The sequence below is a fragment of the Albidovulum salinarum genome (assembly GCF_025673475.1).
GTDB classification, from domain to species: domain Bacteria; phylum Pseudomonadota; class Alphaproteobacteria; order Rhodobacterales; family Rhodobacteraceae; genus Albidovulum; species Albidovulum salinarum.
The window spans coordinates 1-14,908 of sequence record NZ_JAOVQO010000036.1 but is presented as its reverse complement, the minus strand read 5'-3'; the positions used below and the strand labels follow the sequence as shown (position 1 = coordinate 14,908).

Below are 14,908 nucleotides of genomic sequence, written 5' to 3'. Positions count from 1 at the left end.
GAGCGCTTCATTGTCGGCTGGCCAGTTCCTGATCTTGTAGGTCGGTGGGGTCGGTCTGCTCATGCACCCCAGCTATCACGCTGGTTTCACGAGATGAATCCCCTACAGGATTTGTGCAACAGAACCCCGCACCGCCTTAAGTTAACCAATGCGCCCTGACGCAGGAACCGAGCACGGGCAGTTAGTTCCATGCGCCACTTTGCCAGAAACCCAAATGGTACCAAAATGATTAATACGTTTCTAAGGCCGACTGCCTGCCTATCTTTCTGGAAATCCTAGCGTCGCCAAGGCGTCGGACAGCACTTCCCGCTTTGCCTCATGTCTGAATGGGAACGCGGTGAAGAATGCCTCGATCGAAACATCCTTGCGGCGCGCCTTCGCCTCCTGCGTCCAGTATCGCGCCTGATCGTGGCGACCGGCGGCTTCGTTTATCACAGCAGCAAATGCGTTGATCAGATAATGCGCGCCCGGCGTCCGCGCGCCCTGATCTGCCCAGCGCGCGGCCTCGTCCATCTCGTCCAATTGAAAATGCGCCATGCCCTTTGCCGCAAGCATCGCATAGCGGAACGGGTCGAGCGGGCTGAGGCTGATTGATTTTTCAAGATTCTCAAGGGCGACTTGCCCATCGCCCGCCATCAAATCGGCCCAGCCATGCGCGTAGTAACCCTGCGCGAAACTGGGGCTCAGACTACACGACCGTTCCAGCCAGGACTGCCCCGCCGCCGGGTCGCCCCTGAGCCAGTGGGCGCGGCCGAAGTTGAAATTCGCGAACGGGTCCATGGGATCAAGTTCCACGGCCCGCTCCGCATGGCGCCTGGCATCGTCGATGGCGCCCGCATGATCCGTCGAATAGCGCAGAAACGCCGCTTGGAAGCTGACGAAGGACCGGGCCGCATGGGCGCGGGCAAAGAGCGGATCGAGCTCGGTCGCGCGCTGGAAATAGTCGGCGGCACGGGCATTGTCCCCCCGGTTGAAGCGGAACGCATGCTGAAGGCCGATGTGATAAAGTGACCAGGCATCAAGCCCTGACGGCGCCCGCAAACGCGCAAGCTGCGCCTCGTGTTGCGGGATATGCAGTTCCATTGCCGAAATGATCAGCGCTACGATCTGTTCGCGCATGTCGTGAATGTCGTCGATCTTGCCCGAAAGCCGGTCACCCCATACGACCTGCGAGCTCCGCGCGTCGACAAGCTCGATCGCGATACCGAGCGCGGGACCGAGGATCTCAACCTCTCCCGACAAGACATAGGCCACGCCAAGCGCCGAGCGGATCGCCTCGAAATCCTGCAACGGCGGGCGAAACCGAAAGCTCGACCCCCGTGCCACGACCTTGAGCCAGCGCAGCCTTGAAAGGATGGAGATCAGTTCACCCGGGATCGCGTCGGCAATCGCGGAATAGACCTCGGAACTGCCGATAAGCGTGAATGGCAGCACCGCGATCGAAGGCTTCTGCTCCGCCGGAACCGTCTCGACCGATTGTGCAACTTCTTGCGGTTGAGGCTCGGTCACGACTGCAGGCGCTACGATCCGGACATCCGCGACGAAGCGAAACCCGCGCCCGTGAACCGTGCGGATGTAACGCTGCTGTTTACCATCGTCCCCAAGGGCGCGGCGCAGCGACTTGATCACGGTCGAAACCGCCGCGTCGGAGATGAAGCGCCCGTCCCAGACCTTCTCGACCAGTTCGTCCTTTGCAACCAGACGTTCGGCATTCCGAACCAGATGGCTCAGCACCGCATAGGCCATCGGTTCGACCGGCAGCACGGCATCGCCGCGGCGCAGATCGCCACGGTTCAGGTCAAGCGCAAAGCCGTCGAACGCGTAGTGCAAAAAGCCTTCCCCACCGAAACTCAGACTTTCCCCACAAATTACCCATCCCCCGCTCAAGACCACAAGCAAAAGCTGGCTGTATTGCTTTCCCATCAGCCCGGAAGGGCCCGGAACGAAGAAGGAAAGCGAAATGGATAACATGATGAAGAAGGACCGCAGGCCCGGCTATGACAGCGGCTTTGACGGGCTTTCGGGACTGGTCCCGAATGACACTTCCCGCCGCTGGTACGCGGAACGCAGCCCGCTATTTGCCAAGCCCAGACAGGGCGGACGACATCACTGAATGCGCCGGGTCGGAAGGCCCGCCATCCCCGGCCGGAACATCCGGCCACCTCCTCAAACCCGAACGATCAGACACACGAAACTCTTGAAAGGAATGAAAATGCAAATCTCCACGATGACCAAACCCGTTTCGAACGGCGTCAATACCGAAGCCCTGATTGGCGCGCGCGGCGCGTTCGCCGAGATGCCCGAGGCCGCCGCCTTCACCTTCCGCAGCACCTGCGACTGGAAGGATGGCACCCACAGCACCAACGCGATCAATGGTTACTTCGGCCTCGGCCAGAACCACGAGCGCAAGGAAACCTTCCGCATCGACAGCGACCATCCGGAAGTCTTTGCCGCTGCCGACCGTGCCCCGACTCCGCCGGAGATCGTTCTGGCCGCGCTGGCAAGCTGCCTTTCGGGTGGCGTGGCGGCTGTTGCCCAGCATCGCGGCATCCAGTTGAACCACATGCGGGCGATGGTCGAGGGCGATATCGATGTGCGCGGCATCCTCGGCATGGACCCGGAGCTCCGCAACGGCTTCTCGGCCATCCGCGTCAATTTCGAAATCGACGCCGACGCGACTGCCGATGAAATCCGTGCGCTCGTTGCCCAGTCGCAGAAGCGCTCGGCCGTCTTCGACATCCTCACCAACCCGACATCCGTCAACGTGACGGTCGCCTGACACCGCCGGTCCGACAGGAGCAAAACCCATGAAACATATCGGAACCCTCATCATCGGCGCCGGTCAGGCCGGCCTCGCGATGAGCCGCTGCCTGTCGGGCCGCAACATCCCCCATGTCGTGCTGGAGCGGGGGGAGATCGCGAATTCCTGGCGGCATGAGCGCTGGGACAGTCTGCGCCTTCTCACCCCGAACTGGCAAAGCCGGCTGCCCGGCTTCGCCTATCAGGGCGACAATCCTGACGGCTTCATGTCGATGCCCGAGGTTACCCGCTTCCTGAACGACTACGCCGCCGCCAGTCGGGCACCGGTGGACGAGCGTACGCGCGTGCTTTCGGTTACACGGCACGGCAACGGCTACCGCGTTGCGACCGACCGGGGCGACTGGAACTGTGACACGCTCATATTGGCCACCGGGGCCTGCAACGTGGCTTCGGTGCCGGGACTGGCAGCAGAAATCCCGTCGCGGGTCGACCAGATCACTGCACTCGACTACCGCAACCCCGACCAACTCGCACCGGGCGGCGTTCTGGTGGTCGGCGCTTCGGCAACCGGTGTCCAGCTTGCCGCCGAAATCCGCGCCGCCGGACATGAGGTCATTCTTTCTGCCGGTGAGCATATCCGCATGCCGCGCCACTATCGCGGCCGGGACATCCAGTGGTGGATGGATCGCGCGGGCATTCAAACCACGCGGACAGACGAGGTTGACGATATCGACCGCGCGCGCCGGGTGCCATCGCTGCAACTCGTCGGCTCGCACGCGCAGCGCTTCTGCGACCTGAGCAGCCTTGCCACGCGGGGGGTCGAGATCGTCGGCCGTCTCAGCGCCGTCCGCGACGGCACCGCGCTCTTTTCCGGCGCGCTGCACAATCACTGCGCGCTGTCGGACCTGAAAATGAACCGGCTGCTCGACACGCTGGATAGCTGGGCCGAGGAAACCGGCCTGAGCGGCATCGGCCCTGTCGAACGCTTTGCCGCGACACCCTGTCCTGCCTCGTCGCGCTTTTCGCTCTATCTCGGCGGCGGTCACATCCGCACCATCCTCTGGGCGACCGGGTTCCGGCCCGATTACAGCTGGCTGCACCTGCCGGTCTTCGACCGCAAAGGCGGGCTGATGCACCGGGAAGGGTTGGTTGCGCCGGGACTGTACACCCTCGGCCTGCCGTTCATGAGACAGCGCAACTCTGCCCTCATCGATGGCGTCGGTGCCGATGCCGCCGCCCTTGCCGATCACATTCTTTGCACACGCGGCCGCTCGGCGGCCTGAAAGGAGATACCTATGACCATGATGACGTCCGAAACCGATGCGAAACCGACCCCCGTGCGGGACGAGGTGATCCGGCAGGCGCAGACCGCCGTGATCGAACGGATGCGGCAAGATCTTGTAGCCGCGTGCAACACGCTGGTGACAACCGGCCGGATTGATGAGGGGCTGACCTGCCACGCCTCACAGGGCAAGTTCCACGCGACCATGGATCTGGGGCCGGGCATGGGTGGCGACGCTGCCGGGCCAAGCCCGGGCTTCTTCGCCCGCGCCGCCATCGTCGGCTGCGTCGGCATCGGCGTGAAGATGATGGCCGCGCGCGAGGGTCTTGTCTTCCGCTCGGTCGATGTGACGATCGAATGCGATTTCGACGATGCCGCGCTGATGGGGCTGAGCCCGCGCACGGCGGCCCCTTTGGAATCGCGGATACGGATCGAAGTCGACACCGACGAAGACCGCGCCGCCGTCCGTAGCCTCGTCGACCGCGCCCTCTCAGTAGACCCTTGGTACCTCGCGCTCCGCGATGCCCAGGTCGTTCAACACGAAATTCACATGGCGGCGGATGCGGGTGCGGCCCCGGCTGCATGACCGATCACGCCATATCAAAAGGATAAGAGAGATGCAGATGAAACCCGTTCCCCAAACCGCGCCGGCGCTTTTCGGCTCCATCCTCGACACGATCGGGAACACGCCGATCGTCCGGATCAACCGGCTCGCACCCGAAGGGGTCGAGCTTTACGTCAAGGTCGAGGCTTTCAACCCCGGTGGCTCCGTCAAGGACCGCTTCGCGCTGGCGGCCATCGAGGCGGCTGAGGCGTCAGGCGCCCTGAAACCCGGCCAGACCGTGGTCGAGGCGACCTCCGGCAATACCGGGATCGGCCTGGCACTGGTCTGCGCCGCCAGGGGATACCCGCTGGTCGTCACCATGGCCGAAAGCTTCAGCGTCGAACGGCGCAAGTTGATGCGCTTCCTTGGCGCGAAGGTGGTGCTGACGCCCGCCGCACAAAAGGGCACTGGCATGCTGGCCAAAGCCGAGGAACTGGCCCGCGAACATGGCTGGTTCCTTGCCCGGCAGTTCGAGAACGAGGCCAATGCCGACATGCATTCCCGCACCACCGCGCGGGAAATCGTCGATGCCTTTGGCGGACAGGGCCCGGACTACTGGGTCACGGGTTTCGGGACCGGCGGTACGCTGAAGGGCGTTTCCCGCGTCCTGCGCGCCGAATGCCCCAAGACGCGGATCGTCGTGGCAGAGCCGGACAACGTGCCGCTGATGCAAAGCGGAATCGCGCAGGAGCGGGATGCAGACGGCCGCCCGGCCAGCCACCCGATGTTCCGCCCCCACCTGATGCAAGGCTGGTCGCCGGACTTCATCGCGAAGCTCGCCGAGGACGCCGTCAGCGCGGGCGCAATCGACGCGTTCCAACCCGTCGCCGGCAATGCCGCCCTTCAAGCGGCGCGCGCTCTTGCGGCGCAGGAGGGCATCTTCTGCGGCATCAGCGCCGGCGCAACCTTCGCCGCCGCGTTAGAGGTGGCGAAGACCGCCCCCAAAGGGTCGCGCATCGTTGCCATGCTGCCCGATACCGGCGAACGCTACATGTCCACGGTCCTGTTCGATGGCATCGAGGAGGAAATGAGCGACGATGAGATCGCGCTGTCACGGTCCACACCTGGCGCGCGGTTCGACAGCGCAGCCTCCGCGCCCGTGGCCTCTGCGGCCACACCGACCTGCAAGCCCGAGACCGCAGAGATGGTTGACGAGATCGTCGCGCAGCATCCCGTTGTAATGTTCGTCTTAGAATGGTGCGAATTCAGCTGGTCTGTACGCAAACTCTTTGCCGCAGCGGGCGTGCCGTATCACGCGGTGGAGCTCGATGCGGCAGCGATGCAGAAGGACAGTTTGGTCGGCGATCTCAGGGCCGCGCTGGGTATCAAGGTCGGCTTACCAACCATTCCTCAGATCTTTGTGGGCGGTACGCATGTTGGCGGTGCGACGGAAACCTTCGACGCGTTCAAGGATGGCTCTATGGCTGAGCGGCTGAACGCTCTCGGCCTCAGCTTCGACGCGAGCAAGACGGCCAATCCCTACAGGTTCCTGCCCGGATGGATGCATCCCCGGTAGATTGGAGTTCGACATGGTACACGCCCTTGCACATCTTGCCCCTTCCGATGTTCTGACCCGCGCGGCGGCTTACGCGCGGGACTATCGGAGCGGCAACCACCCGATCAGCCCATCCGCCTCATCCGCCGCGCTCAGGGAGCGGTTCTGCCTTCCCGTGACGGATGATGGACTGCCCGGCGCGCGCGTGATTGATGAGTTGATCGCGGCCGCCGAGCCGGGGCTTGTGGGCAATACCAGTCCGAATTTCTACGCCTGGGTCATGGGGGCGTCCGATCCGGTGGGAGTGGCCGCCGACTGGCTCACCTCCGCCTGGGGCCAGAACGCGGCGATCTACCAGTCCTCGCCCGCCGCTGCGACGGCGGAAGAGGCCGTGGAAGCCTGGCTTCTTGAACTTCTCGACCTGCCGCGAGACAGCTCCGTCGGGTTTGTCGGCGGTGCGACCATGGCCGCCTTCGTGGGGCTCGCCGCCGCACGTGGGGAAGTGCTGCGGCGCGGTGGCTACGACATCGACGCAGAGGGGCTTCAGGGGGCGCCGAAAGTCCATATCTTCATCAGTGACGATGCCCATGTCACCAACTACGCCGCCCTGCGCCAGTTGGGTTTCGGCGAGACCAATTTTCACAAATTGCCGTCGGACGGCGCCGGATTACTGTGTCCGGACGACCTGGCCGTCGCCATGGCTCGGGTTCAGGGGCCAAAGATCATCGTGGCCCAGGCCGGGCACATCAATTCGGGAGGGTTCGAACCGCTGGCCGAGATTGCGGCGCTGGCGCGGTTGCATGATGCGTGGATGCACGTGGACGGCGCATTCGGACTATGGGTCCGGGCCTCGACCACCCGAAAGCATCTGGCCATGGGGGCGGAACTTGCCGACAGTTGGTCGGTCGATGGCCACAAATGGCTGCAACTGCCCTACGAATCCGGCTTTGCTATCGTCCGAAACAAGATTGCTCATCAACGCGCCATGCAGAAGTCCGCAGGCTACCTGAACGCGGCCGAGGAAGACGGGCGCAACCCATCGGCATTTACTCCGGGCCTGTCGCGCCGCGCTCAGGGCTTTGCCGCTTGGGCGGTGCTGCGCCGCCTCGGCCGCAACGGCGTCGCAACATTGGTCGACCGGCATTGCGACGCCGCATCCCGACTGGCCCGGCGCATCAGTCGGGTCGGAGGGCTGGAAGTGTTGAACCGCATGGACCTCAACCAGATCGTTGTCGGCTGCCACAGCCTGAGCAATGAAAGCTGGAAGATCACCGCGCTTGCCGAACGGCTAAATGCGGGGCGATGCGTCTTCGTTCGTACAGCCCTTTGGAAGGGGCGCACCGTTCTCAGGCTGTCTGTGATCTCCCAGGACTCGGAGGCGCGGCATGTCGAAACGCTCGCCGAATTGATTGAGGGGATTTGGCCTGAGATCGAGACCGAGGTTGAGAACATGGGCGCGCTCACTCTCCCAGTTTCATCAGGTATGTTTCAGGACGGTAGTACTCTCTCTGATACCGCTCGATTTCAGGCAAGCACGACTAAGTAGACTACGGCCGGATGGGGTTTGAGAACACCGGGAACCGAATGTCTGCTCGTGTTGTGGTGCCCCTACGATCTTGCACCCGCAGCGGAAGTCCGCTTCCCGCCCTCGTCGACGAATAACCTACCGAAGGTGGCACACCCCCGTTGTTCCACCGCCACCCTGCGCCACCCCGCCACCCCTTCCGGCATGCATGCTTGATAAAGGCGCGAATCCACGCCTCATGGGATCACGATGGAAGGGTGAGTTGCATGGTCAACAGGGTGCGATTGAATGAGAAATCCGTCCGCGGAGCTGCACCGGCCGAAGGGCGAGACTACCAGATCTTCGATAGCGAGGTGCGGGAGTTCGCGGTCTGCATCTACCGCTCCGGCAACCGTTCCTTCACCATCGATTACCGCCATGCCGGTCGGCAGCGGCGGATGACGATCGATCGCTTGCCGGAATGGTCGGTGACCGCGGCGCGGGAACGGGCCAAAGAGCTCCGGCGCGAGATCGACGCAGGCGGCGATCCGCTGGGACAAAAGGAAACCGGGCGCGAGGCGCCGAGGTTCAACGACCTGATCGAGCGCAACGCGGAGGTACACCTGCCGCACCTCTCCGCGCTGAACGCCTCGGACCAGAAGTCGATGCTGGCGAAGATGGTGGCGCCAGGCTGGGGCAACAGGCTGGTAACGGAAATCACCCCATACGATGTCGAAAAGCTCCTGAACAAGGTCGCGGCCGGCCGCGCCCGGCCATCGAAGGCCAAGCCGAACAACCGGGCGCGGAAGCTGCAGGGTGCGAAACCCACCCCGGTGCGCGCCAACCGCACCGGCGAGGTGCTACGCAAGATGTTCTCCTATGCGGTCAGCTGGGGCTGACGCGACGACAACCCGGCCTCGGGCTTCCGCCGCCGGATCGAAAACCCGCGCGAGCGCTTTCTCAGCCAGGACGAGATCTGCAAGCTCGCCGAGGCACTGGAAGCGGCCGAGGATCGGCGCGCGGCAGACATCATCCGGCTTTGCATGCTGACCGGCGCGCGGGTGGCCGAACTTTTCGGCCGCCGAGATCGCCTGCCGCGGCACCGGCGCTGTCAAGATCAACACCGAAGCGATGGACAAGCTGCAGGCCCTGCGCGACCACCTCGGCAAGACGCTGATCGTGCGGTCCGCCTACCGCAGCCCCTAACACAATCACGCGGTCGGTGGAGCCGCGGCCTCGAAGCACATGCAGGGCACGGCCTTCGACATCGCGATGTCGAACCACGATCCCGTGGCCTTCGAGGCGGCGGCGCCGGCGGTCGAGTTCCTCGGCGTCGGTTACTATCCCCGCTCCGGCTTCATGCACATCGACCTCGGTCCCGTCCGGGCCTGGGGCGATCCCTTCCCGGCGCGGCCCGTGCCCTTCGCGCCGGAACTGCCGCCTGCGCGCGAGACCCTGTCGGAAAGCCGCACGCTCCGCGGAAGCGGGGCGGCGGGCGCGGCCACTTTGGGCGCAGCCGGGTTGGAGGTGCTGCAGGACGTTCTTGCCGAGACCCAGTCCACGATCCAGCCGCTGGTGCCCTACCTCGACACCTTGCGCTGGGTGCTCATCGCCATCGCGCTGATCGGCATCGCTGTCACCATCCACGCGCGGCTCGACGACTGGAAACGAGGCCAGCGGTGATCAGCTGGCTGCTCACCCATGGCCTGGCGCGAAAGGCGCTGGGCCTGTTCCTCACCGCCACAGCGATCCTGCTGTTCCTCCTGAACCTTCGACGCGCCGGTGAACGCGCCGGGCGCGCCGCCGAACGGCTTGACCTCCGAGAGAGAAACGATGCCATCCACCGTCAGATGCTCGATGCTGCCGCGCGCCGCCCTCCTGATCGCGATGCTCTGGCTGACCGGCTGCGCGATGGCCGGTTCTAACGGTGGCACGCCCTGCCCGCCTGTGGTCGATTACACCAGCGCCGAGCAGTCGCGCGCGGCCGACGAGGTCGAGGCGCTGCCGGAAGGCACCGTCATCGTCCGGATGCTGAGCGATTACGCCGTCCTGCGCGACCAGGTGCGGGCCTGCAGGTAAACAGCGGGTCGGGTAAGTGACGCCGGAGAAGCGGAAGTTCGCTGCGAAAGGCGCGGGTGCCCAGGATGCGGGGCGGAGCCGCCGTTCGGAGTGAAATGACTGCCACGCTGCGAAATGTCTATTGGCGACGCTCTAGACCTGTAACGGAAGCTTTCGCGGCATTTGGACCAAAATTGCTGTCTTCAACCTTGTACAAGTTTCGTACTGTTATCGGCGAGAATTCTTGTCTTCGCCGCCCACAGCGAAAATGAGCCGGCGAGTGGATTACTATGGAATTAACTTTTCATATGCACGGCCAGTCTGTCCGCAGAGCCAGATGAGGCGCTCGCAATAATTGGTCGCGGCCAGCAGATGAACGCGGTTTGTCGGATCGACTGCGCTGTCGCCGGCCAGATAGGCATTGCGAACCGATTTTGTTCCGTTCCCCTCGTCAGACGTCACCTGCTTCAGGATGGTCAAGTCCTCCGCGCCGCGCTCGTTGGCGACATCGGACAGAAGGTGGAAGATCGTGTCGAGGCCCTCGACCACGGACGCGGGGAAGTCGAGTTCGGGCGCGACGCGGCGAAGGTGGCTCAACTCACCCCCAAGCCCATCGATGGCCTGACGGGCAGTCACAAGGTTCTGCTGGATGCGCATGATCGTGTCGAGCGTCTCGTAGGTTTCCCCCGAAATGCTCGGCATTGCCGTGATCTGCCCGGTCGCTTCACTTATGGCCGACGCCAGGCTGTCGAAGGCCTCGAGCGTTTCGTCGAACGCCTTTCCGGGGGCAGTGTCGCGCAACCTGTCCAGCGCTGACATAAGCAGGCGGATCAGCCTGGTCTGTTCCAGCTCGACCAGGCTCAGAGCAATGCCGGGCTCATTCGGAAGTTTCTCGTCAATGTATTTTGGCTTCGCGCGCTGCTCGACTTCGGTCTCAGGCGACAGCCGAGCCAGCAGCCGTGCGGTAGGTCCAAGAACAAGCAGCAAAAATGGTGCGGGCAGCATGTTAAAGACCAGATACACCAGAGCGGCCTGTGTGCCCTCATCCGCGCTGAGCGCCTGCACCAGCGCCAGGACCAGCGGAACCTCGGCCCAGAGTTCGAAATAAAGAAGCGGCACGAGCAGGAATGCGGCCACAAAGTTGAAACCGACCAGATAGAGCGCCACCTGCCGCGCCACCCCGGTCAGCCCCGAGGCCAGCACGTAGGTCAGGACCGACGAGCCGACATTGGCGCCATAGACGAACATGACTGCCTCGATCTGACCAAATAAGCCGGCTTTCTGAAAGGCGATCATCACGACCGTCACCGCAACAGATGACTGTACCAGGATCGTCAGAACGGCCCCTGTCAGGAACGCCAGCAACGGCTGGCCCCGGGTTGCGGCAACAGCCGACTGGAACCATTCCTGATCCTCGAGGCTTGCCGCGCCCTGGCGCATGATCTGCAACCCCAAGAACAGCAGACCGACGCCGATGACCACGCTGGCGATCCGCATGGCCGGCGTCCGCCCATAGGCATAGAAAACGCCCGAGATGCCGATCAGAAGCATGACCGCAAGCTGGATATCGACCGTAAGGAACAGAACGGTCAGACCTGCGCCGACGGCGACCCCGATAATGACGGGCTGCGCCTGGCGGAGCGTCAACATCCCGGCCCGGACCAGTCCCACCAGAAGGAAAGTGGCGGCCGCAGCGCTCTGGGTCACGGTGATCATGATCGCACCGACGAGAAGGCCGGACAGCGACGTCGAGGTCAGGGTCGCAATCCTTTGCCGCAGCTTTTGCCCGGCCAGCATTTTCAGATTCCGGCTCAGGAAATGTAACGCGAAGAAGAAAAGACCTAGCCCGCCGAATACATGCACGAGGCCCTGGAGCGTTCCGGACAAGTCAGCCCAACCCTTCGCGTGCTTCGGCCTCGTTTGGCCGGACGTCTATGATCGACACGAAACCCGAGATTTCGAAGGTATCCCGCACCAGCCCGTTCAGCCCGAACACCCTGAGCGGCCGGTTCTCGCGGGTCAGGCGTTTGACGGCGCCCAGCAATACCCGCAGACCGGCGCTGGCCATGAACTGAAGCTGCCCCAGATCGACGATGACCCCACCGGACCCGTTCTCGACGGCATCACCGACTGCGGCCTCGAATTCTGTAGACGTCGATGAGTCGAGTTTGCCCTGCAGACGAAGGACCGTGGCGGCGCCCAACTCTTCGACTTCGATCTGCACTTCTGCCCTCTGTCCCCGATTTCGTATTGCCCGGTCAGCTTAACGTGATGACGTAACGGTTCCTATCCCCCTCGCGGGAATAGTCGAAGCTGTCGCTGAGATTCCGGACGAGATGCAGACCGAGCCCTCCCTCGCACCGCACTTCCGCCGGCAGAGCCGTGTCGGGCGCACCGACGGTCGCGGGATCGAAGGCGGGGCCGTTGTCCCGGATCGTCAGGTGCATCTGCCTTGCGTAATGCCGTGCTTCGATAGAGATGCGCAGGGCAATGTCTCCGGCTGCTTCGGCATGGCGGACCACATTCGAGCCGATTTCGTCCAAAACCAATTGTGTCTTGGAAATCAGGTCCGAAGGAGCCGAAGGCAGGGCTTCGGCAAGTTCCTCGCCCGCCGCCGAGAGAGTGTTGGCGTCGGCTGGAATATCAGTACGCCATTCAGCCGTCTTTCCTTCGAACCTGATGGCCAGGGCGGTCAGGTCATCGCTTCGGTCCGCGCCTGCCTCGTGGACGGCGACGGCCCTGAAGACGGCTTCGATCACGTCGCGGGGGGATTTCGACGCGTGTTCCGCGAAGAGCGCGTGTAGGGCGGCATCGCCAAAGAATGTGCCCGACTTGCCGGACGCTTCGGTGACTCCGTCCGTGAAGAGAAGCAGCATCTCGCCCGAAGAAAGCTGGGTGACCGCTTCCGTGTAGTCGATGCCGGGCAGGGCACCGACGACAGGGCCATCGAGCTGGGGTATTTCCCGGACCACACCTTCGCGCGTCGCGCACAGCGGCTTGTTGTGCCCGGCATTTGTCGACTTCAGTTGGCCGCTCCGCAGTTCGAGAAAGCCGACGAACAGCGTTACGAACATGTCGCGGTGGCTGCCGGCACAAAGCTCCTCGTTCACCGCGCGAACGATCGAACCCGGCCTATTCGCACCGGCGGCGAACCCTTTGACCAGTGTCTTGGTGACGGCCATCAAAAGCGCGGCGGGTACGCCCTTGTCCGAGACGTCACCGATACAGACGCAAAGCGTATCTTCATCAATCAGGAAGGCATCATAGAAATCGCCGCCCACTTCCCGCGCCGGCTCCAGGGACGCCCAGAGCGTGACACCTCTTCCCTCGGTCAGCGCATCGAATTCATGCGGCACCAGCGACAGCTGCATGTCGCGACCGATCGCGAGTTCCCCTTCCATTCGCGCCTGAGCTTCAAGCTCCCGCTCGAAAACTTCCTGCTGCGCCAGCATCGTGTTGAAGGCGTCGATGACCTGCCCGAGTTCATCCGAAGACCCGGCTTCGACCTTTTGCCGCTTGCGGCCGCGACCGGCCGCGCTGATCGCGCCCAGAAGACGTTCAAGCGGAACGCCGACAATGCGGCGTAATGCGAAGAGTGCAGCGCTGACTTCCATTGCAACGGCTGCCAGGGCGATTCCGGCGGCCAGCAAGAGGCGGGCGCGGGTCTGCTCCCAGATTTCCCGCGATGTCACCACGAACTCGATCTCTCCGATTTTACGCGCGCCTGTGCCCGCATCGAAATCGATGTCGCGGCGAAAGACGATCTCGTCGCCGCTCAGGTCCGAGACGTCGCCCGCTTCGACCATGAGCTCGGCGTCTTCGCCGTAGACCCTCGCCACAACTACCTCGCGGTTGGATGCGATCGCTTCCAGGCTGAGAGCGATCTGCTCATTGTCGATGTTCCAAAGCGGGTTGGCGAGCGCCGCACCCTGCGTTCGCAACAAAGCCTGCGAGGTCTGGCTAAGACGCGACATGGCATTGCGATGGGCCATGATCTCGATTGCAGTGAAGACCCCCAGGACAGAAAGAAAGATCAACGGCACCGTGATGCGCAGAAAGCGGCCCCTGACGGATTGGCGAAGCGACGGAATGCCCGGGTCTCCCTTCCTTGGTTTTTGCGCGAAGTCCTATGCATGTTAAGGTCGCCGCAACATCATTGGAAGCTTTGGGGAAAAGGCATGGTCCGCGTAACGACGATTGCAGCAATACTGTTGTCCTGCCTCGGAGCGCCTGCGAGCGCGCAGGATCTGCGGTTTGTCACGCTCGACTTCGCCCCGTTCATCTATGGGGAAGACCAGAAAGTCGCGGGACCGGGGCGCGACGTGATCGCGGCAGCCTGCGAGGCGGCCGACCTCGACTGCAGCTACGACATTTTCCCCTGGCGGCGGGCGCAGGAGCTGATGCGCGAGGGGAAAGCAGACGGGATGATGGTGATTGGCCGCAACTCGGAACGCGAAGAATGGCTGGATTTTTCACCGCCGCTCTTCAGGACCGAGTATGGATTTTTCGTCAGCGAAGGCAGGTCCGGGGACCCTCAGGACCTTGCGGGCATCGCAGGCTTCAAAGTTGGTGTTTTCGCGCCCTCTAACACCGCCGTGCAACTTGAAGGTCTGCGTGACCGGATGATCGCCGAAGGGCTGGAGCCACTTGAGATCGACGCGCGCCCTGACGATGTCTCGGGCTTCCGGAAACTGGCTGCCGACCGTATCGACGCTGTTTATTCGAACCGCGATCGCGGTCGCAAAGTGCTGGTTGACAACGGTCTTGCCGAAGACGTCCGGTATGCGATGTCGGACAAGGAAATTCTCTACTTCGCGGCGATCCGCAAGTCGTTCGAGAAGCCGGAGGTCTCAAGGCGCTTTTTCGAAGGGCTGTCTGAAATATTCGCTGACGGCCGAGCGTCGGAAATCATAATGGCCTATGAACTGGAGCCAGGCTCGTGATTCCCCGTAAAAGCTGGGCTGCCGAGACATTGAAACCTTGAATTGAGGGCGCATTGGCAGCTCGCGCAAGCAAAGGCGCTGTCGCGTTTTTCACCTCGTGATTAGTGCGGTTGGCTGATCAGCCCTGATCAGCCGCACCTGAGTGGTCCGATTTGATTGTTAGTGCATGACTGGCCTCTGGTCCATCGGGATGACGGTTTCAGGGGCCGGCGGGCGGTAGCCCAAAGCACTGTGGGGGCGTTTCGTGTTGTAGTGTTTCCTC

14 protein-coding genes and 3 pseudogenes are annotated in these 14,908 nt (G+C 63.1%); 12 read left to right on the top strand and 5 right to left on the bottom strand.

The features are described 5' to 3' along the window. Nucleotides 1–258 precede the first annotated feature (258 nt). On the bottom strand, nucleotides 259–1,923 hold the full coding sequence (locus OEZ60_RS21465) for a winged helix-turn-helix domain-containing protein (protein ID WP_263340806.1): 1,665 nt from the start codon (nucleotides 1,921–1,923) through the stop codon (nucleotides 259–261). 37 nt (nucleotides 1,924–1,960) lie between these two features. Here OEZ60_RS21465 and OEZ60_RS21460 point away from each other — a divergent pair, with 37 nt between their 5' ends. The 11 genes and pseudogenes from OEZ60_RS21460 to OEZ60_RS21410 all read left to right on the top strand — a co-directional run bounded on the left by OEZ60_RS21460 (nucleotide 1,961) and on the right by OEZ60_RS21410 (nucleotide 9,724). After that, complete coding sequence (locus OEZ60_RS21460; protein WP_263340804.1) at nucleotides 1,961–2,113, top strand: hypothetical protein; 153 nt, start codon at nucleotides 1,961–1,963, stop codon at nucleotides 2,111–2,113. Next, nucleotides 2,114–2,779 carry an OsmC family protein gene (locus tag OEZ60_RS21455; protein WP_263340802.1) on the top strand — a complete coding sequence of 222 codons (666 nt, stop codon included), beginning with the start codon at nucleotides 2,114–2,116 and terminating at the stop codon, nucleotides 2,777–2,779. A 28-nt stretch (nucleotides 2,780–2,807) separates the two neighbouring features. Further along, nucleotides 2,808–4,043 (top strand): NAD(P)-binding domain-containing protein, encoded by a 1,236-nt coding sequence (locus OEZ60_RS21450; RefSeq protein ID WP_263340799.1) that lies wholly within the window; start codon nucleotides 2,808–2,810, stop codon nucleotides 4,041–4,043. 12 nt (nucleotides 4,044–4,055) lie between these two features. Further along, complete coding sequence (locus tag OEZ60_RS21445) at nucleotides 4,056–4,628, top strand: OsmC family protein (protein WP_263340796.1); 573 nt, start codon at nucleotides 4,056–4,058, stop codon at nucleotides 4,626–4,628. Between the two features lie 31 nt (nucleotides 4,629–4,659). After that, a pseudogene (locus OEZ60_RS21440) lies at nucleotides 4,660–5,712 on the top strand (PLP-dependent cysteine synthase family protein); the annotation flags it as partial. A 78-nt stretch (nucleotides 5,713–5,790) separates the two neighbouring features. After that, nucleotides 5,791–6,162: a glutaredoxin domain-containing protein gene (locus OEZ60_RS21435; RefSeq protein WP_317852858.1), complete on the top strand. Its 372-nt coding sequence runs from the start codon at nucleotides 5,791–5,793 to the stop codon at nucleotides 6,160–6,162. Nucleotides 6,163–6,175: 13 nt separating this feature from the next. Then, a complete protein-coding gene (locus tag OEZ60_RS21430; RefSeq protein WP_263340793.1) occupies nucleotides 6,176–7,687 on the top strand; it encodes a pyridoxal phosphate-dependent decarboxylase family protein in 1,512 nt (503 codons plus the stop codon). A 245-nt stretch (nucleotides 7,688–7,932) separates the two neighbouring features. Further along, nucleotides 7,933–8,718, top strand: a pseudogene (locus OEZ60_RS21425) (tyrosine-type recombinase/integrase); the annotation flags it as partial. Beyond that, nucleotides 8,708–9,328 (top strand): annotated as a pseudogene (locus OEZ60_RS21420) (YcbK family protein); the annotation flags it as partial. The pseudogenes OEZ60_RS21425 and OEZ60_RS21420, both read left to right, overlap by 11 nt. Further along, complete coding sequence (locus tag OEZ60_RS21415; RefSeq protein ID WP_263340809.1) at nucleotides 9,325–9,570, top strand: hypothetical protein; 246 nt, start codon at nucleotides 9,325–9,327, stop codon at nucleotides 9,568–9,570. The pseudogene OEZ60_RS21420 and the gene OEZ60_RS21415, both read left to right, overlap by 4 nt. Then, nucleotides 9,557–9,724: a hypothetical protein gene (locus tag OEZ60_RS21410; RefSeq protein WP_263340790.1), complete on the top strand. Its 168-nt coding sequence runs from the start codon at nucleotides 9,557–9,559 to the stop codon at nucleotides 9,722–9,724. The genes OEZ60_RS21415 and OEZ60_RS21410 overlap by 14 nt, the downstream gene beginning before the upstream one ends. A 267-nt stretch (nucleotides 9,725–9,991) precedes the next feature. Here the strand turns inward: OEZ60_RS21410 and OEZ60_RS21405 are convergent, their stop codons facing one another. The 3 genes from OEZ60_RS21405 to OEZ60_RS21395 are packed head-to-tail and all read right to left on the bottom strand — an operon-like array spanning nucleotide 9,992 to nucleotide 13,695. Further along, nucleotides 9,992–11,590 carry a Na/Pi cotransporter family protein gene (locus OEZ60_RS21405; protein WP_263340788.1) on the bottom strand — a complete coding sequence of 533 codons (1,599 nt, stop codon included), beginning with the start codon at nucleotides 11,588–11,590 and terminating at the stop codon, nucleotides 9,992–9,994. A gap of 1 nt (nucleotide 11,591) precedes the next feature. Next, nucleotides 11,592–11,927 (bottom strand): STAS domain-containing protein, encoded by a 336-nt coding sequence (locus OEZ60_RS21400; protein ID WP_263340786.1) that lies wholly within the window; start codon nucleotides 11,925–11,927, stop codon nucleotides 11,592–11,594. 34 nt (nucleotides 11,928–11,961) lie between these two features. Beyond that, the gene (locus OEZ60_RS21395; protein WP_263340783.1) at nucleotides 11,962–13,695 is read right to left on the bottom strand and encodes an ATP-binding SpoIIE family protein phosphatase; all 1,734 of its coding nucleotides are present in this window, start codon (nucleotides 13,693–13,695) and stop codon (nucleotides 11,962–11,964) included. Between OEZ60_RS21395 and OEZ60_RS21390 the strand changes: the two genes are divergently transcribed. Beyond that, complete coding sequence (locus tag OEZ60_RS21390) at nucleotides 13,687–14,646, top strand: substrate-binding periplasmic protein (protein ID WP_263340781.1); 960 nt, start codon at nucleotides 13,687–13,689, stop codon at nucleotides 14,644–14,646. The two genes, OEZ60_RS21395 and OEZ60_RS21390, sit on opposite strands and share 9 nt — an antisense overlap. A gap of 159 nt (nucleotides 14,647–14,805) precedes the next feature. On the opposite strand, the gene OEZ60_RS21385 is transcribed toward OEZ60_RS21390, so the two are convergent. Beyond that, nucleotides 14,806–14,908 (bottom strand): transposase (locus tag OEZ60_RS21385; RefSeq protein ID WP_263340808.1); only part of this gene is annotated, 103 nt, incomplete at its 5' end.

What these genes read in the sequence shown, in the direction of transcription:
- OEZ60_RS21465 (WP_263340806.1), bottom strand. Translation starts at nt 1,923, where the DNA reads ATGGGAAAGCAATACAGCCAGCTTTTGCTTGTGGTCTTGAGCGGGGGA.
- OEZ60_RS21460 (WP_263340804.1), top strand. Translation starts at nt 1,961, where the DNA reads ATGGATAACATGATGAAGAAGGACCGCAGGCCCGGCTATGACAGCGGC.
- OEZ60_RS21455 (WP_263340802.1), top strand. Translation starts at nt 2,114, where the DNA reads ATGCGCCGGGTCGGAAGGCCCGCCATCCCCGGCCGGAACATCCGGCCA.
- OEZ60_RS21450 (WP_263340799.1), top strand. Translation starts at nt 2,808, where the DNA reads ATGAAACATATCGGAACCCTCATCATCGGCGCCGGTCAGGCCGGCCTC.
- OEZ60_RS21445 (WP_263340796.1), top strand. Translation starts at nt 4,056, where the DNA reads ATGACCATGATGACGTCCGAAACCGATGCGAAACCGACCCCCGTGCGG.
- OEZ60_RS21435 (WP_317852858.1), top strand. Translation starts at nt 5,791, where the DNA reads ATGGTTGACGAGATCGTCGCGCAGCATCCCGTTGTAATGTTCGTCTTA.
- OEZ60_RS21430 (WP_263340793.1), top strand. Translation starts at nt 6,176, where the DNA reads ATGGTACACGCCCTTGCACATCTTGCCCCTTCCGATGTTCTGACCCGC.
- OEZ60_RS21410 (WP_263340790.1), top strand. Translation starts at nt 9,557, where the DNA reads ATGGCCGGTTCTAACGGTGGCACGCCCTGCCCGCCTGTGGTCGATTAC.
- OEZ60_RS21390 (WP_263340781.1), top strand. Translation starts at nt 13,687, where the DNA reads ATGGGCCATGATCTCGATTGCAGTGAAGACCCCCAGGACAGAAAGAAA.
- OEZ60_RS21395 (WP_263340783.1), bottom strand. Translation starts at nt 13,695, where the DNA reads ATGGCCCATCGCAATGCCATGTCGCGTCTTAGCCAGACCTCGCAGGCT.